This window comes from Pediococcus siamensis, from assembly GCF_047220215.1.
GTDB lineage: Bacteria > Bacillota > Bacilli > Lactobacillales > Lactobacillaceae > Pediococcus > Pediococcus siamensis.
On sequence record NZ_CP178375.1, the window covers coordinates 1,888,286 to 1,909,140 of the forward strand.

Annotated in this window: 18 protein-coding genes; 9 read left to right on the plus strand and 9 right to left on the minus strand. The window is 40.5% G+C overall.

The window, feature by feature from the left end:
* Positions 1 to 34 precede the first annotated feature (34 nt).
* The 4 genes from ACLJJ6_RS09125 to ACLJJ6_RS09140 all read left to right on the plus strand — a co-directional run bounded on the left by ACLJJ6_RS09125 (position 35) and on the right by ACLJJ6_RS09140 (position 4,173).
* Positions 35 to 1,015 carry an ABC transporter permease gene (locus tag ACLJJ6_RS09125; RefSeq protein ID WP_412989139.1) on the plus strand — a complete coding sequence of 327 codons (981 nt, stop codon included), beginning with the start codon at positions 35 to 37 and terminating at the stop codon, positions 1,013 to 1,015.
* 15 nt (positions 1,016 to 1,030) lie between these two features.
* Positions 1,031 to 1,954: a carbohydrate ABC transporter permease gene (locus ACLJJ6_RS09130; RefSeq protein WP_412989141.1), complete on the plus strand. Its 924-nt coding sequence runs from the start codon at positions 1,031 to 1,033 to the stop codon at positions 1,952 to 1,954.
* 39 nt (positions 1,955 to 1,993) lie between these two features.
* On the plus strand, positions 1,994 to 3,457 hold the full coding sequence (locus ACLJJ6_RS09135; RefSeq protein ID WP_412989143.1) for an ABC transporter substrate-binding protein: 1,464 nt from the start codon (positions 1,994 to 1,996) through the stop codon (positions 3,455 to 3,457).
* 113 nt (positions 3,458 to 3,570) lie between these two features.
* Positions 3,571 to 4,173 carry a YesL family protein gene (locus ACLJJ6_RS09140; protein ID WP_412989145.1) on the plus strand — a complete coding sequence of 201 codons (603 nt, stop codon included), beginning with the start codon at positions 3,571 to 3,573 and terminating at the stop codon, positions 4,171 to 4,173.
* Positions 4,174 to 4,326: 153 nt separating this feature from the next.
* Here ACLJJ6_RS09140 and ACLJJ6_RS09145 read toward each other — a convergent pair whose 3' ends face one another.
* Genes ACLJJ6_RS09145 through ACLJJ6_RS09160 form a run of 4 tightly spaced genes read right to left on the minus strand, consistent with a single transcriptional unit; the run spans position 4,327 to position 8,197 of the window.
* Positions 4,327 to 5,766: a PTS fructose transporter subunit IIC gene (locus ACLJJ6_RS09145; RefSeq protein ID WP_412989147.1), complete on the minus strand. Its 1,440-nt coding sequence runs from the start codon at positions 5,764 to 5,766 to the stop codon at positions 4,327 to 4,329.
* A gap of 21 nt (positions 5,767 to 5,787) precedes the next feature.
* Positions 5,788 to 6,249 carry a PTS sugar transporter subunit IIA gene (locus ACLJJ6_RS09150; protein ID WP_412989148.1) on the minus strand — a complete coding sequence of 154 codons (462 nt, stop codon included), beginning with the start codon at positions 6,247 to 6,249 and terminating at the stop codon, positions 5,788 to 5,790.
* Between the two features lies 1 nt (position 6,250).
* Positions 6,251 to 7,924 (minus strand): BglG family transcription antiterminator, encoded by a 1,674-nt coding sequence (locus tag ACLJJ6_RS09155; RefSeq protein WP_412989150.1) that lies wholly within the window; start codon positions 7,922 to 7,924, stop codon positions 6,251 to 6,253.
* 27 nt (positions 7,925 to 7,951) lie between these two features.
* A complete protein-coding gene (locus ACLJJ6_RS09160) occupies positions 7,952 to 8,197 on the minus strand; it encodes a helix-turn-helix domain-containing protein (protein WP_412989151.1) in 246 nt (81 codons plus the stop codon).
* 174 nt (positions 8,198 to 8,371) lie between these two features.
* On the opposite strand from ACLJJ6_RS09160, the gene ACLJJ6_RS09165 reads away from it, so the two are divergent.
* Complete coding sequence (locus ACLJJ6_RS09165) at positions 8,372 to 9,232, plus strand: manganese catalase family protein (protein WP_412989152.1); 861 nt, start codon at positions 8,372 to 8,374, stop codon at positions 9,230 to 9,232.
* A gap of 201 nt (positions 9,233 to 9,433) precedes the next feature.
* On the opposite strand, the gene ACLJJ6_RS09170 is transcribed toward ACLJJ6_RS09165, so the two are convergent.
* The 5 genes from ACLJJ6_RS09170 to ACLJJ6_RS09190 form a co-directional block, all read right to left on the minus strand.
* Positions 9,434 to 10,624: an acetate/propionate family kinase gene (locus tag ACLJJ6_RS09170; protein ID WP_412989154.1), complete on the minus strand. Its 1,191-nt coding sequence runs from the start codon at positions 10,622 to 10,624 to the stop codon at positions 9,434 to 9,436.
* A 213-nt stretch (positions 10,625 to 10,837) separates the two neighbouring features.
* Entirely contained in the window at positions 10,838 to 12,340 is a 1,503-nt protein-coding gene (locus ACLJJ6_RS09175) for an FGGY-family carbohydrate kinase (protein WP_412989156.1), read from the minus strand.
* A gap of 55 nt (positions 12,341 to 12,395) precedes the next feature.
* Positions 12,396 to 13,340 carry a transketolase family protein gene (locus tag ACLJJ6_RS09180; RefSeq protein ID WP_412989157.1) on the minus strand — a complete coding sequence of 315 codons (945 nt, stop codon included), beginning with the start codon at positions 13,338 to 13,340 and terminating at the stop codon, positions 12,396 to 12,398.
* Positions 13,333 to 14,166, minus strand: a complete 834-nt coding sequence (locus ACLJJ6_RS09185; protein ID WP_412989158.1) for a transketolase — start codon at positions 14,164 to 14,166, stop codon at positions 13,333 to 13,335. Before ACLJJ6_RS09185 ends, ACLJJ6_RS09180 begins: the two co-directional genes overlap by 8 nt.
* Positions 14,166 to 15,605 (minus strand): L-fucose/L-arabinose isomerase family protein, encoded by a 1,440-nt coding sequence (locus tag ACLJJ6_RS09190; protein WP_412989160.1) that lies wholly within the window; start codon positions 15,603 to 15,605, stop codon positions 14,166 to 14,168. The genes ACLJJ6_RS09185 and ACLJJ6_RS09190 overlap by 1 nt, the downstream gene beginning before the upstream one ends.
* A gap of 130 nt (positions 15,606 to 15,735) precedes the next feature.
* Here ACLJJ6_RS09190 and ACLJJ6_RS09195 point away from each other — a divergent pair, with 130 nt between their 5' ends.
* The 4 genes from ACLJJ6_RS09195 to ACLJJ6_RS09210 all read left to right on the plus strand — a co-directional run bounded on the left by ACLJJ6_RS09195 (position 15,736) and on the right by ACLJJ6_RS09210 (position 20,802).
* Complete coding sequence (locus ACLJJ6_RS09195; RefSeq protein WP_412989162.1) at positions 15,736 to 16,749, plus strand: LacI family DNA-binding transcriptional regulator; 1,014 nt, start codon at positions 15,736 to 15,738, stop codon at positions 16,747 to 16,749.
* Positions 16,750 to 17,072: 323 nt separating this feature from the next.
* Positions 17,073 to 18,275 carry an MFS transporter gene (locus ACLJJ6_RS09200; RefSeq protein WP_412989163.1) on the plus strand — a complete coding sequence of 401 codons (1,203 nt, stop codon included), beginning with the start codon at positions 17,073 to 17,075 and terminating at the stop codon, positions 18,273 to 18,275.
* Between the two features lie 18 nt (positions 18,276 to 18,293).
* Positions 18,294 to 19,835 carry a DUF5060 domain-containing protein gene (locus ACLJJ6_RS09205; protein ID WP_412989164.1) on the plus strand — a complete coding sequence of 514 codons (1,542 nt, stop codon included), beginning with the start codon at positions 18,294 to 18,296 and terminating at the stop codon, positions 19,833 to 19,835.
* Positions 19,836 to 19,869: 34 nt separating this feature from the next.
* On the plus strand, positions 19,870 to 20,802 hold the full coding sequence (locus tag ACLJJ6_RS09210) for an ROK family protein (RefSeq protein WP_412989165.1): 933 nt from the start codon (positions 19,870 to 19,872) through the stop codon (positions 20,800 to 20,802).
* Positions 20,803 to 20,855 lie beyond the last annotated feature (53 nt).

The following is a 20,855-nucleotide window of genomic DNA, read 5'->3' on the forward strand; positions in this document are numbered from 1 at the left end:
TACCGTTAGTGGTCAGTAAAGAAAGGAGACGCTTATGCAAGGTGTAAGTTCAACAACCAAACTCAGTGTTAAAAAGCGACACCGACGTTCAAAATTGCCGGCCCGCTTTAAAAGCAATTTGCCCTTACTGTTGTTTGTCATTCCGGGAGCCATTTGGATGATTTTCTTCTTTTATATTCCTATCTTGGCAAATGTGGTGGCATTCCAAGATTTTCATTTCTCGGCCGGCGGCTTTATCGAAAGTCTGCAAACCAGTTCGTGGGTAGGTTTTAAGAATTTTGAATTTCTCTTTTCATCCAATGCCGCTTGGGTGATTACCCGCAACACACTGCTTTACAATCTTGGCTTCATCGTTTTAAACCTCATTATTTCGGTGTTTTTCGCGATTGTGATGAGTCAGTTACGCAACAAGCGATTAATTAAGGTCTATCAAACCTCAATGTTGTTGCCTTACTTTCTTTCTTGGGTCGTAATCAGCTACTTCGTCTACGCCTTTATTAGTCCAAATCAGGGTCTGATTAATTCCTTGATCACTGGCAATGGCGGCCAGGCAATCAGCTGGTATAATGCACCGCAGTACTGGCCGTTTATCCTGTTGTTCATCGGGACTTGGAAGAGTATTGGCTATAACAGTATCTTGTACTTTGCCAGTGCCATGGGAGTCGATCCAACGTTGTACGAAGCAGCAGAAATTGACGGCGCCAATAAATGGCAGCAAATTAAACACGTCACGATTCCGGCTCTGGTGCCTCTGATGACATTGATGACAATCTTAGCCATCGGCAACATCTTCCGTGCCGACTTCGGACTGTTCTATCAGGTACCGCAAAATTCCGGTAGTTTATACAACGTGACCTCCGTATTAGATACCTACATTTTTAACGGCTTAACTTCGACAGGCGATATCGGCATGTCCAGTGCAGCTGCACTTTATCAATCATTTGTCGGTTTTGTCCTTTTGATGATTAGTAACGCTGTTGTCCGTAAAATTGATCCTGATTCCGCATTGTTCTAGAAAGGAGGGCTTGCGATGCTGCAACCAAAAAAACGAATCTCCAGTGTTGAAGTTCGTTCATTCGGCACTAAGTCAAACTTATTTTTCAACATCTTGCTGGCAATTTTCGCCTTTTCTTGCTTGCTGCCGTTAATCTTTATTATCATCATTTCATTAACGAGCGAGCAATCCTTAGTCAGCAACGGCTATCAGTTCTTTCCAAAGAACTGGAGCTTTGCCGGCTACGAATACTTAGCAACCATGAGTGGCCAGTTGCTGAACGCATTAGGTATCACAGTTCTCGTGACTGTCTTTGGAACCCTTGTCAACGCCACGTTCACTTCGACTTATGCCTATTCCATCTCGCGTTCCAGCTTTAAATACCGTAAGTTCTTTACCGTTTTTTGTCTCATCACCATGCTCTTTACGCCCGGAATGGTGGCTAATTATATTGTCATGACCAACCTGTTACAGCTAAAAGACACCATTTGGGCCCTTATTTTGCCGCTGGCAGTTAGTCCCTTCAATATCATCGTGATGCGGACCTTCTTCAAGCGCCAAGTAAACGAGTCAATCATCGAAGCGGCCCGAATTGATGGTGCTGGCGAATTGCGAATTTTCTTAAAAATCGTACTGCCGCTTGCCGTTCCAGGAATTGCCACTATTAGTCTATTTGCCGCTTTAGCTTATTGGAATGACTGGTTCAACGCATTGCTCTACATCCAAGAGTCACGGCTAGTTCCTTTACAATATCTATTGATGAAGATTCAATCCAATATTGAAATGTTGACCCAAAACGCCGCCCAAGGTGCACAATACGCCGGTGGCATTGCCAACATTCCACAAGAAGCGACCCGAATGGCAATGGTCGTGATTTCGGTTCTGCCGATTGCAGTAACCTACCCATTCTTTCAAAAGTACTTCGTCAAGGGTCTTACCATTGGCGGTGTCAAAGAATAATTCCCCCAAATATGATTTTACAAAAGGAGAACGATATTTATGAAAAGATTTGTCAAAGGTTTACTTTCAGCAGTTGCCCTCTTAGGTGTCGGGTTAACCCTCACCGCTTGCGGATCTAAAAAAGCCGCCAATGACGGTGAAACGAAAACACTCACAATGTATCAAATCGGCGACAAGCCTAAAAACTATGATACGCTGATGGCAAAAGCCAATAAAATTTTGGAGAAAAAAGTCAACGCCCGTTTGAAGATTAATTACATTGGCTACGGGGATTATGCCCAAAAGATGTCGGTAATTGTGTCTTCTGGCGAAGGTTACGATATCGCTAAGGCGGATAATTACACCGTTAATGCGCAAAAGGGAGCCTACGCTGATTTAACCCAATTATTACCAAAGCACGCTTCAAAAGCTTATAAATCACTTGATCCTGCTTATATTCAAGGTAATAAAGTGAACGGTAAATTATACGCAATGCCTGTTAATGCCAATGTTTACCGCACACAAACGATCGCGTTTAATAATTACTTTGTCAAAAAATACAATATTGATATCAGCAAAGTAAATTCTTATCAAGATCTTGAATCGGTGTTGAAAAAATTCCACGCTGCCGAACCAAATGTTGTTGCTTTCAAAGCAACTAAGGGCTTCAAGGCCGAAGCCGGATTCGATTATCCGCTGACTGACCGGATGCCCTTTGCAGTTGATGTGACTGATGGTGGCGATGCTACTAAGATTGTAAATCCTTACGATTCCAAGCGGATGCAGACGAACCTCGGCTATCTGCACAAGTTTTACCAAAAGGGCTACATCCCGCAAGATGCTGCTACAAACACCAAAGAATACGGCTTAAACAGTAACGCATGGTTTGCTCGCCAAGAATTAGTTGGCCCTTACGATTACGGCAACCAAGCTTTAAGTACAGCTTCTGGGAAAAAGAACGGGATTGTCACGCGTGAAATCTCTGCCCCACTCAAAACAACAGGACAGGCACAAATGTTCAACTGGGTTGTCAGCAACAGTTCCCAAAATAAAGTGTTGTCCGTTAAAGTATTAGGAGTGTTAAACAGTGATCCTGAATTGCTCAACGGTCTCGTCTGGGGAGAAGAAGGTAAAGCTTGGGAAAAGACCGATCAAAAAGACAAGATTAAATTATTGGACGGTTACGCAGCTGACCGGAGTATGGGGGCTTGGATGACCGGTGACAATTCCATTCTCTACACGACGATAGATGTGACTGACAAGATGCTTAAAGACCGGGATGAATCCATCGAAAGTGCCAAGACTTCCCCAATTCTCGGCTTTAATCCGGATACTTCTAAGATCAAAACACAGATCACAAATATTCAAAACGTCATGAATCAATATACAGACCAATTGAATACCGGAACCGCAGATCCAAAGGCAACCATCAAGAAAATGAATGCCGCTTTGAAGACTGCCGGCTATGAAGAAGTTCGTGCCGAATTGCAAAAACAATACGATCAATTTCGTAAAGCTAACTAATTAGCTTCCCCGCAAGCGCTACTTTTAGCGTCTTGCGGATACATAACCCCCCAATTAACTGCCAAAGTCGGGGTTGGCAACTGTAACCCACACATAAGTAAAGGAGTAAGTCTATGATCAGTCTTGGATTACAAAAGATTTTCATTCGCAGCTACGTTTTAATTAAATTGAGTTTATTATTTTGGCTGTACGCCTTCGCTGGCGGTCTGCTTTTAGGAATCGGACCCGCTTTGCTCACCATTGCCGACTTGTACAAGCAACATCATTGGCACTATGAGCGCATTAAAGTTCGCGAAGGTTGGCAGCTCTTTAAGCATAATTTCAAGCGTGGCAACCTCTACTTTTACTTATTCGTCGCCACTATGACCGGGCTAAGCTACAATCTCTATTTGTCGGTTCAAAGCCGCGGCCTTGTCTTCATTTTGACGGACTTCATTATCATTTTTGGCCTTCTGATTGTCTTGAGTATGTTTCATTTTGGCATTTGGCTCACCGCAAACTACGAACTAAGTTTTCAGGCTCTGATTAAACTTGCTTTTATTCAGTTCTTTAATAACTTTTGGGAAGTCATTAAGTTACTAGCGGGATTGGGAGCAATTTTTCTTCTAACCTACAAATTTCCGGGATTAATTCTCTTTGGTTCCATTCCGGGAATGTTATTATGGACCGCCTTTGTCAGCAAAAAATGGGTTACTAAACTCGAAAAAGCCGTTTAGCACAAGAACGCTCCCTTACACAAAAAAGTCTCCGCAATTTACCAGTTTTTCACTGGTATGACGGAGACTTTTTTAATGGTCCTGCGCTGGGACTCATTTTATCGACAAGATATGGCTTTGATTAAAAGCTTAATCCTTTTGCTTTTATTTAAACTAAGCCATTTTAGCTTGTCGTTTTTCTTTATTGGCTTTCCGAATTTTTAAGAAAGCAAGCATTGTCGTGGAAACTGCAATTCCACAGAGAATTGCTACAAAGAAAAGAACAATGTTATTTGTTGCACCTAAAACACCTACAATTGGACCACCATGAGGCACTGCATCCGTAATTCCAAATAGCATTCCAACAGCTGATGCAACTGCTGAACCGGTAATGATACTTGGAAATACTTGTTTTGGATTTGCTGTCGCAAAAGGAATCGCACCTTCCGTAATCCCGATTAGTCCCATTAGCAGAGCTGCAATTCCGGCTCCTCGTTCTTCATCGGTATTAAGATCTCGCCGAATAAAAGTTGCTAATCCGACTGACAGCGGCGGTACAGCAATAGCACAAGCAACGGCTCCCATAATTTGTGGATGACCAGCCGTAATTGAAGCAACACCGAATAGAAATGCCACTTTATTAATTGCACCACCCATATCAATTGCAACCATTGCTCCCAGAACTAATCCGAGCACGATGCTTGTTGAAGGGCTCTTGGACAAAAAGTTTAACAAACTTTCAAGATTGGTCATCAACCAAGAGATAGGTGCTCCCAAAATCAGAATAAATCCAGCCGTGATAATTCCGGTTCCCAGTAAGGGAATCACAAAAATCGGCATAACGGGACGAATACTTTGAGGAACTTTCCAACTATTAAACCATTTAACTAAATAGCCAGCAGCAAAGCCCACTACAATAGCACCAATAAATCCTGTCCCTGCCTTAGTCCCTAAAATTGCAGGTGTATTTGCAACTGTCGCACTAATCATTGCGGGCGCTAACGCTGCACGTCCAGAAATAGCATAAGCAACATAACCTGCCAAAATGGGAATCATGAGTGTAAATCCAATTGAGCCGATCTGGTTCATAGCACTCCAAATTGTGTGAGGAGCTACCACCATGCCTGCACTAGTTGCATGCCCACCTAATGTAATGGATAACGCGGTAAATAGTCCACCTACAACAACGAAGGGAATCATGTGTGAGACACCATTTAACAATTGTTGAACAACAGGACTTTGTTTGTGTTCTGTCGTGTCAGTTTCTTCGGATGGTGTTGCAGAGGAAGATTTGTTTTTCGTATAAATTTCTGCTTTTTGAGCATCCCTAATTAATGCGTCTGAATCTTTAATTGCATTTGCCGTTGATGCAAATAAAACCTTTTTACCAATAAAACGTTCCATCCCTTCTATTGCCACATCAATGGCTAAAATAACAAAATCGGCATTTTCAATATCTGCATTCGTTAATTCATTCTCGTTACCTTGTGCACCTTGTGTTTCAACCTTTACTTGGTAGCCCTTGGCTTCGCCTGCCTTTTGCAATTTTTCGGCTGCCATATACGTATGTGCAATACCGACAGGACACTTTGTTACACCCACAAAACTTGCCATATTATTTCACTGCCTTTCTTTTTAGTTCTTAAACTCAATTGACTGCATGACAACTTGGTACAGAGCTTTGGCATTATGCCGGCTTTCTTGAAGATCTCTAATAAATTTTTCGTCCATCAATTTCCGTGCTAGCTTGGACAAAACAGTCAAGTGTTCTGAATTAGGGTCGTGCAAAGGCATAATTAGCGCAATCGCAATGTTCACCGGCTGTCCATCCAGTGATTGCCAAGCTATGCCTTGCTTAAAAGTCACGATTCCCACAATTGGCTGTACCAAACCACTAATTTTGGCGTGAGGAATTGCCACGCCATTTCCAAATCCTGTTGTGCTTTCCTGTTCTCGCGCTTGAAAACCATTGCGTAATGCTTTTTCGTCTAGTCCATTTTTTTGTGCAAACAATGCAGACATTTTTCTCAATGCCGCTTCTTTTTCACCAGTTACAACTACATCTGTAAAAATATTATCTAAATCAAATTCTTTCAACTTACATTCCTCTCCTATTCCAATGCTTTAACACCTCAACCGCTTGCTTTGATGATGCTACCTTTAAAAGCTGATTTTGGATGTGCTGGTCGTCAATAAGTGTATTTATAACTTTAAAGATTTCCTTCATATTACTTTTAACTTTGTTATTGAGGGCAATAAACAAAATAAAATTCACCTGACTACCTTGCCATGAAATTGCTTGTGGACTAATAAACAAAGCCAATGCCGATCTTTTAATCAATTCCGGACCCACATGCGGTAATGAAAAATGAGCTATTGCCGTACTTGCTAACTCTTCACGCTTCTCAACTGCATTCATTATCTGTTTAGTGTCCGTCACGTTTCCATTTCTTTCTAATCCTTGAACAATTTCGTTGACTGCTTGGCGTGCAGTTTTTACCTGTGGGTCAATAAACACTAAATCTGGCTTCAATAGTTCAAAAAAGACATTTTCTGGATGACGTTTGCTTTGCAGACGTGTAATCTCCATTTGAACAAGTTCACTATCTTTACTTGTCAGTAATGGACCAATGCATATGATCGGCTTATCCAGCTTACTAATCGGAATTGTGCTAATCACTAGATCCTCATCTAATTTCGAGGTAAACACCTCCGCAACAGTAGTAACACGAACCACTCGCAAAGATTTACCAAAGCGCTGCTCTAAACGTTGCGCCAGTAGTTGCGAAGTTCCAATTCCGCTACTGCAGACAACCACAACTTTTATGCGATCATCCGTTAAATGACGCTCATAAAAGGATTGAAAATGAAGCGCAATAAATGCCAATTCATCATCATTCAGTGTGATATGATATTTGGTTTGAATTGCGGATTGCAAATGAACTGCCGCATCAAATGCTTCTGGTAAATTTCGGCGCACTTCTTCCGTATAAGGATTGTAGATATTCAAGCCCACCTTGAGACGTTTGATAGTTGATTCTAGATGCAAAGTTAAGCCTTCTAAGAGTTCATGGTCGGGATTAATTGCCATGAGTTCATGCTTTAAGAAAGCTGAAACCTCGCGTAATTCTTCATCAGAGGAAGTTTCATTTTCTGAAGATTTTACGTCTGTCAGGGAAACTTTTTTATGCAACGCCGCAACAATGTGCAAATCAAGATAATTTTGTTCTGCTACCGGCAATTCGTGTTGATAGCGTCGTTCGACGATTTTTATTAGAAGTTTCGTTTCATCTCTCAAATTATGTTGTTTTCCTTTCGGCATTGCCGATTGTGTTTTAGTTTTGCTAATTCTTTCTAAAGCAATCATGAGATGAATTGCTAGGGATTGAAATTCATAATCAGAAAATGTTAGACGACTCTTATCAATAAATTCAGCTAATGCAGCCATCACCAACGAAATAATTTTCTTTGAGAATAATTGCTCTAGTTTTGTCGGTAAGTTTATTGATCGTACTAACTGTCCATGTTCAGGCTCCGCATAGATTTCTCGCCCCCAGTAATGACTAATTAATTCGGCAATGGCCTCTCGTCTTTGATTCTCAGTTGCTGCCAAGTGAATGCCATGGTGATCAACTTCAACCTTGATTCCTAATTTTTTTAACTGATTTCGGACAATCAAAAAATCATTTTCAACTGTGCTTCGGCTAACGAATAGTTCATCTGCCAAAGTTTGCAAAGTTTGCGATTCAGAGTTCAACAGCAACTTGAACAAAATAAAGCGGGCTCGTTCTCCTTTCGTTTACGGGCTAGAATCATAGTTATTTACCAAACTTTGTCGCAACTGATTCACTTTACCAGTAAAATAAATCCCATCATTTGGTCGTCTGACTAATTGCACATCCTCCTTCCCTATTTCCACTTCTATCTGATCCAGTATCTTTGCAATGGTTCGTTGAGATAAGTTCATATGAGTCGCAATATCACCGTAGTGCGTCTTTCTCCTTGCCAAAATAAAGTTTACGATCTCGACTTCTCTTTCATCCATTTATTGGATATCCCTCCTCTCTTACCTCAACTTTAACTTTAGTATAAAATCCATCCCAGCCTTTGCAAACGCTTCCTTTTGCCACAATAATGTAGCAATTATTGGACGAAAAAAATTCATCTAAATTGATTTCTTATCGAAATTATTAGAAATTAATATTAAGGAGGCGATTTAATGTTTAACCACAAAAAAGAATTACAATTCGAAGCAAAACCAGACGCACCTAATCCGCTGTACGCCAAATACATTCAGGAACTGATTGGCGGTCAGTATGGTGAAATGAGTGTTGCCATGCAATATCTCTTTCAAGGATGGAGTTGTCGCGGTGAGGAGAAATATCGGGATATGATCATGGATATCGCGACCGAGGAATTGGGACACGTGGAAATGTTGGCGACAATGGTAGCCCGTTTACTAGAAGATGCCCCAGTCATTCAACAAGAAGAAGTGATGAAACAAGATCCAATGGTCAAAGCACTTATCTCTGGTATGAATCCCCAGCACGCAATTGTTGCCGGACTTGGGCCACGTCCGGCTGACAGTGTTGGTAATCCTTGGAGTGGCGCCTATATTATCGCAAGCGGCAATCTTCTTGCTGATTTCCGTGCCAATTTAAACGCTGAATCACAAGGCCGATTGCAAGTAGCTCGCATTTATGAAATGATTGAGGACAAAGGTGTCCGTGATTTATTAGCTGTCCTGCTTGCCCGCGACAGTTATCATCAAAATCTCTGGATGACTGCCGTTAAAGAGCTGGAAGAAAAAGAGGGCGGCATCCTTGTGCCCACGACATTTCCACGCGATAAAGAACGTTTTGATATTGCCTATGATTTTTACAATCTATCCGAAGGCGATGCCAGCAAAGACGGTCCTTGGGCCAAAGGCGAAGCACTGGATGGTCAAGGTGATTATAACTGGCAAGCCGACCCTAAACCTGAGGCAAAAGCGCCAAAATTAAAACCGGTCACACCAAAAATGTACGGTACACCTGATTTGCCTGACCAAGTTGGCTTTCAAAAAGATAACCCCGAATAATCCTTGAAATTTTTCGTCAAACAAAAACCCCTATCCATTTTTTCTTTTTGGATAGGGGTTCTTGTTTACAAACTAATTTTTGCTTATAAAGCCAGTGCTGCATTTTGAAAATACCTAAAAATGGATTTCTTCGAAAATAAAAAAGTTTCAAGATGAATTATCCTGAAACCTTCATGGGACGTATTTAACGAGCGGCTAAATTCATGCACTTAAGCGATAAGCATCTTTCGCAATCATTAATTCTTCATTAGTTGGCACAACCATTATATGGACCGCTGAATCCGGCCGATTAATAATTGCTTCTTGTCCAACAACTTTGTTTTTTTGTGGGTCTAACTTCACCCCGAAATTGGTCAATTTGTCACAAATTAACTGCCGAATAGGCACACTGTTCTCCCCCACACCAGCTGTAAAGACGAGCGTATCGAGGCCGCCCATCTCAACAACATAACTGCCGATGTAACGAATGATTCGATTGATAAAGACATCAATTGCAAGCTGGGCGCGTTGATTTTTCTTTCTTGCTTCTAAAATTTTTCGTAAATCTGGGGAAATTCCAGATAAGCCTAACAGTCCTGATTTTTCGTTTAAAATCTCGTTAAACTGATCAACATTTTTAATGCCGGTTTTATCCATTAAGTAAGCTACCAAAGAAGCATCGACATCGCCGGCACGGGTACTCATCGTTAAGCCGGCTTGGGGGGTAAACCCCATGGAAGTATCAACCACTTTTCCGTGATCAAATGCTGTCATTGAGCAGCCAGAGCCTAAATGGAGCGTGATCATCCGTTGATCTTTTAACGGCACCTTCAAAATTTCTGCCGCTCTACGCGAGACATACCGATGACTTGTTCCATGTGCGCCATACTTTCGTGCCCCATATTTTTTATAAAACTGATAGGGTAAACTGTAAATGTAAGCTACCTCAGGCATATCTAAGTACAAGGACGTATCAAATACCGCCACTTCTACCGCATTTGGGATAATTTTCTTAAATTGCTCGATACATTGAGCTTCAACCGGGTTATGCAAAGGCGCTAGTTCACTTAAATTCTTAATTTGTTTCAATACCTGTGCATCGACAACAACCGAATGTTTAAAAATTTCACCGCCAAAAACAACCCGGTGCCCAACGACGGTTATTTCATCAAGCTGCGTAATCATCTGATATTGCTTCATTTTTTCAACTACAACTTGAGCCCCTTGCTGGTAGTTTAGCTGATCAACCGTCTTTTGATAACTTTTTCCCGAAGCCGTCGTTACCGAAACCACAGAATCAGGCATTGCAATTCGGTCAATAGCTCCTTTGCCAACTAATTGTTGCGCAGGCATTTCATACAGTTTCCACTTTAGAGTTGAACTTCCCGCATTAATTGTTAATACCTTGGTCATCCTTAGACCCCCTTGTATCAAAACCTATCTGTCTACTTTTCAAATGGCTAGTGTCTCCTAGCTTGGTCCAGGTTTAACTGACTAACTTGAACCAAGCCACGATGTCAAATGAATATCAGCCAATTTTTAAATTGGACCGGTCCAGTAACTGAGCCAAAAAAGAAAACCAATTCTGATTTTCTTGGTTTGCTTTTTTGAATTCAATTTATTAATTTAATGCTGGACTGATTCTTGCTTTGCAGCACTCGTATCTAGTTGAATGGCTTTTTGCCAACCACTTCGTCTATTTTTTCGTTCCATCGTCGCAATTTGCGGGTGATATTGATGATAATGCATGACCGCCTTTGACTCATGTGTGTAAACCATCAGCGATTGACCTGCGCACAATGCCACGCCTAAAGCACTCAATTCCTCAACGTCAGCAACGCTCACGGTAATATTGGAAAGATCACTTTGAAATTGCATTAAATAGCTGTTGGCCGTCACACCGCCGTCAACTTTTAATTGGTTGGCTTTTTTTCCAGTAGCTGCTTCTAAAGCCGATAAAATAGCATCGATTTGATACGCGATGGATTCTAATCCAGCACGAACCACCTCTGCTTGTCCCGTTGTTCGTGTCATCCCGACTAATATTGCTTTGGCGGATGAATCCCAATAAGGCGCACCCAAACCGGTAAAGGCTGGTACCAGATAAGTCTGATCAGACTTGGCTGCCTGCCGCGCCAGCTTTTCCGTATCCGCTGGCGATGAAATGAGTTTAAGATCATTTACAAGCCAGCTGATAACGGCACCGGCATAATTAATATTACCTTCCGCCACGTAAGTCGTCTTACCGTTAATCTTCCAACCGATTGAAGTGACGGTTTCGTCAGTAATTACCGGTTGCCCACCAATATTCATCATAACCGACGAGCCGGTCCCAATCGTTGCTTTCACATCTCCAGTTTCCCAACAGTTTTGGCCGAATAGTGCCGCTTGCGAATCGCCTAACATGCAGTGAATCGGGATTGGGTTTGGCAAGATTCCTTCAAAATCAGTTTCACCGAATAAAAAATTAGAAGATACTACCTCCGGCAACGCTGTCTGCGGAATTCCAAATAACGTACAAAGCTCGGGATCCCACTGCATTTGTTTGATATTAAACAGCTGGGTCCGAGACGCATTAGAGGGTTCCGTTTTAAAGGATTTACCGTTGGTTAACCGAAACAAGAGCCAGCTGTCAATGGTACCAAAACACAGATTATCATTTTTTGCAGCAGCTTTTATTTCCGGGCGATTTTGCAGCATCCATGCAAATTTTGCGGCCGAAAAATAGGGCGACAGCGTTAAACCCGTCTTAGCTTTCACAGCTTTTGCAACGCCCCTCTGATCAAGCGCATTTACCAAATCTGTAGCTCGTGAATCCTGCCAGACAATGGCATTACCTAGCGATTGGCCGGTTTGCTTTTGCCAAGCGGCCGCTGTTTCCCGTTGGTCGGAAATTCCAATACCCACAATCTCGCTCAGGGGAATGTGGATCGTCGCTACCATATCATTTACCAAGGTAATCACATTACGATAAATTTCTTCTAGGTTATGGCTAATCCACCCCTGCTCATTGACCAATTGCTGGTGGCTTTTTGACGCTTTATAAGCAATATTACCGATATCATCAAAAAGAAGGATTTTAGTCCCCTGAGTGCTTTGATCGATACTGATCACATATTTTCCCATCATAAAGACCTCACTTACCTACAAACCAGTGATTAAATTGGTTTAAAAACTAAATCAATTACTTGTTTAAAAGGGTAGTAACTGTTGACTTGACACTATCTGCATCCAGTCCATAATACCCAAACACTTCATCTTGGGTACCGGCAATTGCAGGTTCATCAGGAAAGCCAAGAATATGAACAGCCGTATCGCCGCGTTGAGCCAACGCTTCTGCCACTGCCGAACCAAGCCCACCATAGATACTGTGCTCTTCTAGCGTTACAATTTGATGCGTTTGGTCTGCCACGCGATTCAATAAATCTTGATCTAGCGGCTTCACACTGACAAGATCAACTACTTTGACCCCAACACCTGCGTTCGTTAATTTTTGAGCAGCATCTAAAGCAATCCGAACCGTTTCACCGGCCGCGACCAGTGTCACATCATTCCCTTGATCATATATTAAGTTACCTTTGCCCGGTGCTTTAAACGCGGCCGCCGGTGTTTCATAAACGTCAGCTAATACTTTTTTGCCAATCCGCACGTATGCTGGCTGGTCCGATTTACTCAAATACTGAATCAATGCGCGCGTTTGATACTGGTCGGCCGGCATATAAACCTCTAAATTAGGAATGGCACGTGTAATTGCTAAGTCCTGAAGGGAATGATGAGTTGCACCCAGCACACTGTAAGAATTACCACCGGAAATCCCAATCAATTTCACATTAGTATTAGAATAGGCCACATCATCTTTGACTTGTTCAACACTTCGCATGGTCAAAAAGGACGCTGGCGAAAAGACAAAGGGACGTTTTCCGCTATGTGCCAATCCTGCGCTGACTGTCACTGAGTTTTGTTCCGCAATTCCCATTTCAATCAGTTGGTTGGGAAGAGCTGTCGCAAATGGGTTTAAGGCTGCCGAGCCGCGAGAATCACTCGTAACCGCTAAAATATTTTGATCTGCAGAAGCTAATTCAATCAATTCAGAACAAATCACATCTCCAGCTTTTGCACCATTACTCATTTTTCAGTCCTCCAATCACTTCATCAAGTTCATCCAAGCCTTGTTGGTACTCTGTTTCCGTTGGCACACGATGATGCCAAGAGGCTTGATTTTCCGCAAAACTAATTCCCTTACCTTTGATCGTATCCGCCAGAATCAGTTTTGGCCGTTTAGGGGTATTTTTCGTTGTAAGCGCCGAAACTAGTTCCGCGATATTGTTTCCGTCAACTTCAATCACATCGAAGCCAAACGCACGATACTTATCGGCTAAAGGCTCACTGTTCATGACATCCACAGTGGGGCCGCTGATCTGCAAACGATTATGATCAATAATGGCCGTCAAATTATCCAACTGATAATTTCCAGCTGACATGGCAGCCTCCCACACAGATCCTTCTGCCTGCTCGCCATCTCCCATTAAGGTGTAGACATGGTAATCACGATGATCTAGTTTACCAGCCAAAGCGATTCCTACACTCAAGCCTAGCCCATGTCCTAAAGATCCTGTATTAAGTTCAATTCCGTTGATGTGATTAGTGGGATGCCCAATGTAAGGAGATTTAAATTGTGAATAAGTCAACAAGTCAGATTTTGGAAAATAACCGCGATCTGCTAAAACATTGTACAGAATCTCGACTGCATGCCCCTTTGACTGCACATAACGATCTCGATTCGGATCTTTAAATGTTTCCGGTGTCTGGTTTAACGCTTGATAGTACAACGCTACTAAAATATCTGTACAAGATAAATCTGAACCCGTATGCCCCGTTTTAGCACGATAGATCATCTGCCAAGTTGCTTTACGCAATTCGGCTGCTTTTAATTTTAGTTCCTTTGTGGTTGCCATTAGTTTGCCTCCTTTGTCACGATCGAACTAATATCACCGCGTAAGTAAGCTTTTACGTCGTCTTCAATTGGATCATAAAAATCAGGCGTAACGTTAAGGTATTTGCAGGCTTCGTACAATACTGGTACAACATCAGCTCGAACCGCTGCCATGTGGTGAATATACGGTCCGTAAACCAATTTTGTTTCAAATCGATTGAGATTAGCAAATTGCAACCAGGCGTATGTGCCTTGTTCATAAGGTCCTTCACACGTTTTGGCATTGCCAAGCAACAGTTTGTACTCACCGTGATCCCCATCAAACCGGCATAGCGTATAGTCGCCATCCTTTGCTTGAAAACCAACAGATCCTGGGAAATCGAAGACGAAATGACTCTTGGGCAAGATTGGCTTTTCCTTGGCAGTGGTATATGGGAAAACACCTAAATGTTGTAATAACTCACCGTTTGGATTTTCTGGATGACGGCAGTTTACATCAGCGAAGATTGCTTTATCCTCGCCCAAGGTTGCAGCTTCGACCAATAGTTCAGAAATAACACCATGAATATCCGTTTCACAGGTAACTGGTGTCCCCTCATCTTGAAGTAGTGATTCAGACGCATAAGGCAGAATACCAATTTCATCTTGTAACGCCGTCCAGCACTGAATTGCACCGGCATTGCAGCCATACTCTTTCATCTTATTGGAAAGTGCAATTTTCAGAGCAGCAACCATATTCAAATCTTTATCAGCAATTTGTACATCCGCAATTTGTTTTAGATAGTCCATTGTAGACGTAATTTCTGGATCTTTTTCATCCTGGAGTCTGTGAATTTCCTTAACTAATTCTTCCAGAGGAATCGGTGATAAGGAAATATTAAATTTCTCCAGCAATTCGCCTTCATTAACCATCGTGGACCAAAAATCAAATGGGCGTGGTCCCACTTGAAGAATGCGTGTATTTTTAAACGTCTTCACAATGTTGCAGACCTTAATAAAGTCCTTTACTCCGCGTTCAAACTCAGGATCGTCAATGTCAACATTGACTAAATACGTAAATGGCACATTGAATCGACGCAAAACCTTGCCGATTGCAAAAAGGCCACACTGCGTATCACGCAAACGCGAACCATCTGCAGCAGGCGCTTCGTCTTTAGGTCCCCAAAGTAAAACTGGCACACCAAGCCGTTTGGCTAACCGCGCGCATTCATACTCTGTGCCAAAATTTTCATTAGCCAAGAATAACCCGTCAATTTTTGCTTGCTGAAATTTTTGGGCAATTTTTTCTAATCCTTCATCATCGTATAGCAACCCATCTTTATTTACTTCTTTAATGTCCACATAGTTAACCTTCATCTGATCTAATTTTTTCCGTGTTAAATCCGCATATTCAATTGCGGCATCTGCAGAAAAAATATTACGCCGTGTTGGGGCAAATCCTAGTTTAATTGATTGTTGCATTTTATAACCCTCCTACTACCAAATTAATTTTATAAACAAGTTTAGTGTATTTTGCTAATGAATTATATGCAATAGTTTTTGCAAAATAAGGCTTAGTTTAGTATTATTCTAGTAAAGGAGGTTGTTCAATATGACAATAAAAATGAACGACATCGCTAAAATTGCGCACGTATCTAAAAGTGCAGTGTCCTTGGCAATTAATAGCAAGCCAGGAATTAGCGAAGAGACTCGTCAAAAAATACTTGATGTGATTGCACATGAAGGCTACAAGCCATTAAGAAAACGAAGAAAGTCAGAGCCTTCCGCCAAGCCGCAAATCAAATTTCTCGTAATCACTTCAAGCGGGGTTGTTAAACAGGAATACAACTCGTTGCCTTTTTTTAGCAGTCTTATTTATTCTTTAACAACAAGAATTCGCGAAATGGATGGAAATCTTGAAACAATCACTATCCAAATTGATGACCTTGCTAGACAAATTAAAGAGTTACACTCCGATAAAAGCAGTAGCTTTCTTGTATTAGGAACTGATCTAAGTGCGAAACAAGTTGAATTACTCACTAAAAGTTTGGAGAGAGTGGTATTCATAGATACTTACTTTAGTGCTATTGACGCTAACTTTGTCACCATGGACAATTACCAAGGTGCTCGAATTGCTGCTCAATATATTTTGAGTAAAGGTTATAAAGATATCGGCTATTTGGCCTCAGATCATGCAATGGCAAACTTCTCCGAACGTCGTCGCGGATTCAGAGAAGCATTGATGGAAAAAAACATAAAAATTTCTAATAATCACTTTTATTTTATTTCACCTACCGACATCGAACCGCATGGATTAAACATGGCTTCAATCGTCCACGATAAATCACCACGTGCAATTTTTTGCGAGGATGACTACATTGCTCTAAGACTAATCAAATCTGCAATTCTAGCAGGTCTTCGTGTGCCTCAAGATCTTGCAATTATGGGATTTGATGATATTTTTGAAGGCACCTTAATTTCACCTGAACTAACTACGATCCATGTTCAAATTGATCAAATCGTGAATCAAGCTCTATTACAAATAAAATTTCAGCAAACACAACAGAACTGGCAACCGCAAAAAACACTTATTGCAACAAAGTTAATTGCGCGCCAATCTTTATAAAAACACTTCCAAAAAGCATCGTTTTGATTTCCTACATCAAAGGGATGCTATTTTTATATACAGTTTTATATACAGAATAAAGAGGGCCTAGTAATCAAAAATAAGAGTATTTTTTAAGAAATTGCGTGATCCATTTATTTCTCAAGCAAACTTATGCTTTTTCAATTCTTATTTTAGTTCTAGTTTACATGAACTAAATTGACATTCTAAACTTGCAATGATAAATTGACAGCAGTTAAAGAAAGCGGATACATAAACGAAAATTTTCGATTTAATATTGGTTTTCTTTATCATTATTAAATTTTATCTGGGAGGATTTCATTATGGTAGAAAACAAAACTAACCATCCAACAATGTTAAAAATTGGTATTTTATCAATTTCATTTATGTTGCAAGCAGCATCTGCGATATCGGTAGCGGTAACAGGAATGATAGCCACATTCCATGGGCAGAGCGCAACTTCAGTTCAAACCTTGGTTACCATTCCATCTTTTTCAATTATGTTGTTTATTTTGCTTGATAGTTGGTTTATCAAATTGATTGGTAAAAGAAACACGGTTTTTCTTGGTTTAGTATTGGCGTTAGTTGGCGGTATTGGTCCAGCCTTTGTTTCGAATTTTGCAATAATTGAAGTACTACGATTTCTTTTTGGTGCTGGAACCGGCCTTTATACTCCTTTAGCTGTCAGTTTAATAGGTGATTTCTTCACTGGAGATGAACAAAAGAACCTCTTAGGAGTTCAATCTGCTCTCTCCACTTTTGGTTCAAGTTTTGCGACTTTTGTAGCCGGAATACTTGCTGGAATTAATTGGCGATCAACATTTTTGGTTTACCTCATCCTAGCACCCGTCTTTGTACTCTTTTATTTTGGTTTTCCTAAATCAGACAAGAAAGAAAATACCGTTCCCGAATCAAAAACAAATGAACCAAGTAGTAATAAAACAAAACTACCAGTCTTTGTGATTATCGGAATGTTAACTTTATTTGTATATTTCTGGGCTGCAATGGCTGTATATACAAACTCTGGTTTAGCTATTCAACAGCTAAACTTGAGTAATCAAGGCTTTCTTGGGACTGCTCTTGCAATTTCCGGACTATTAGGCGCTCTAGTCGTTATGTCGTACGGTCCTATTTTCAAAGCACTAAAACATACAACCCCCATTGCCGTATGCATTGTTGGAGCTATTGGTTTCGTTGGCATGGCCCATGTAACAAACATGTTTATGTTTACTTTGTACGCTGTTTTAATTAGCTCCACTTCACTACTAATCCCTTACGTATACGGTACAGTGTTAGATAGTGCTCCGGATTCTTCAAAGAATTTTGCTATTTCCATGGCAATGGTTCTAAATAATTTAGGTGCTTATTTTTCACCATATGCACTTTCCTTCTTAGGTAAACTATTTGGAAAAACAGATGCCGTTTCCTCATTTTCAATTTGTGCAGGGATTATGGCCATTCTAGCTGTAGTCTTTATTCTTTTAACAGTCATCCAACAGCATAGCAGTAAAACAGTCAAGGCTTAATTGAAAGGAAGATATACTATGAAGACATGTGAACAATGGAGAGTTTTCGAATTCACCTTAAATGGTCCAAAATCTGGAAACCCATTTACAGATGTTAAACTTTTTGCAACTTTTTCACATAATAATTATGCCATTCGCGTGCGTGGCTTTTATGATGGTAATGGTGTATATAAGGTTCGCTATATGCCAGAAAGCACTGGTACTTGGAAAGTAAAGACAGAGTCCAACGTTCCTGAGCTTACAGAAAAGTCGGAATATTTTGAATGTGTGCCAGCCACTGAAAACAACCATGGTCCAGTCCGTGTTTCCGGTCAAACGCATTTTTCATATGCAGATGGTACACCATACTTGCCATTCGGAACAACTGCTTACGCATGGTGTTTCCAAAGCCCAGAACGACAAGAAAAAACTTTACAAACACTAAAGGAAAATAAGTTCAATAAAATTCGCATGCTTATTTTTCCGAAATCTTACAGTTATAACACTGCCCAACCAAAGGTCTACCCATACGTTGGTAAACCAAAAAAAGTTTCCGCTGTATTTGATGACACCACTTGGATGGTTAAGCCTGAAGAAATTGGATTTGATTTTTCAAGATTCGTACCAGAATATTTTCAACATCTCGAAAGACAGATCAAAGCTTTAGATGAACTCGGTGTTCAAGCAGATTTGATTCTATTTCATCCTTACGATAGCTGGGGATTTGCACGCATGGGTAAAAAGTTTGATCAGCTATATCTACAATATGTAATTGCTCGTTTTGCTAGCTTAAAAAATGTATGGTGGGCTCTAGCTAATGAATATGATTTATTGGCCGCTGCTGGGCAAAAGCCACTAGAGGCTTGGGACTTTATCGGTCAGACTGTTCAGGCCGAAGATCCAAGTAATCATTTAACTTCAATTCATAATTTTTATGATCCACCTCGTCATAAAGATACCACGAAGAATTGGTACGACCACAGTAAACCATGGATTACGCATTTAAGTATTCAAACAGACAATCTCTTTTTAGTTCCTAAATGGCTTGAGCAATATAACAAACCAGTTGTAGTAGATGAATGTCGATACGAAGGCAACATTGAATTTGGCTGGGGAGACAATACTGCCACGGGCATGATGGATAGTTTTTACCGCGTTGTACTCCGTGGTGGTTATGCAACTCATGGTGAAACTTATATCGATAAGCCTAATACAAAACGTTCGATTTGGTGGGCACATGGTGGTGTTCTCTATGGAGAAAGTCAAAAACGTATCAACTATTTCAAGCAGCTTCTAGAGGACAACGACTTCACCTATGTGGTTCCAATAGCTACAGAAGGCCCCCATTGGGAATTAGCTGCCGGTAGTTCACCAGACAAAAAACATATCTTAGTTTATTTTGGTGAAAATCAACCAGAATTTGAAATCTTTGATTTCTTACCTGACAAAGCCAGTTACTCTGCGGAATTGATAGATACCTGGAACATGCATGCTGAACACTTTACTGAAAAAATAGATAATCAACATTATTTTCATCTTTCACGTAAAAACTATCAAGCATTACTATTGACAAAGAATTAATTTAAAACTTTGGACGGCTTAAGGGGACTTTTCTTTGAATAAATATTATTTAAGTATTGATATTGGTGGTACTGATATCAAATATGCACTAATCGATAAAGCTGGAAATATTTTTCAAAAGGGTAAGACAAAAACACCGACAACAAGCTTGTTGGCATTTCAAAAATCTATTAATCATATCATTACACAATTCAGCCCTCATATTCGTGGTGTAGCTTTCTCAATTCCTGGTAAAACAGATAATCAAAGTGGTATCGTTTATCACGGTGGTTCTTTACCTTTTTTAGATCACGTGAACTTTAGACAGCTTTTTGGTAAACCATATGATTTACCCATTTCAATTGAAAATGATGGGAAATCAGCCGCACTCGCCGAATTATGGTTAGGTAATCTAAAAAACGTTGATTCAGGAGTTGCCATCGTTCTGGGAACGGGAATTGGTGGCGGAATAATACTCAATCACCAATTATATTACGGCAGTAACCTTATGGCTGGAGAATTTAGTTTTGTTGCCTCTAATTACAGTAATGGCGACTATCTAGATAATTCAATCGGCCTTGATCTATCCGCAGTTCAAATGGTCAATAAAATTGGTAACAAATTGAGATTAAAAAACCCAACAGATGGACCGACAGTATTCCAGTATATCAACCAAAATGATTCAAGAATTGGTAGCATATTTATAGACTACTGTAGTCATGTGGCAAAACTAATTTTATCGCTTCAAGCTGTATTAGATGTTAATCGTTTCGTAATCGGCGGTGGTATTAGTGCTCAATCCATCGTTACCAACACCATCAGGAAAGAATTGGGTGTACTCTTCAAAGAAAATAAACTCGTTTATAACACAATTGGTGATATTGATATTCAGCAAGCCAAATTTGGTAGTGATGCTAATCTCTTTGGTGCCCTGTATAGCTTTCTGCTGCAAATAGACAGTAAAAATTCGCGACGATCAATTTTATAGATAATTTCAACAATTTAAAAAAGCGACTTTTAAAGATGAACTAAAAATTCATT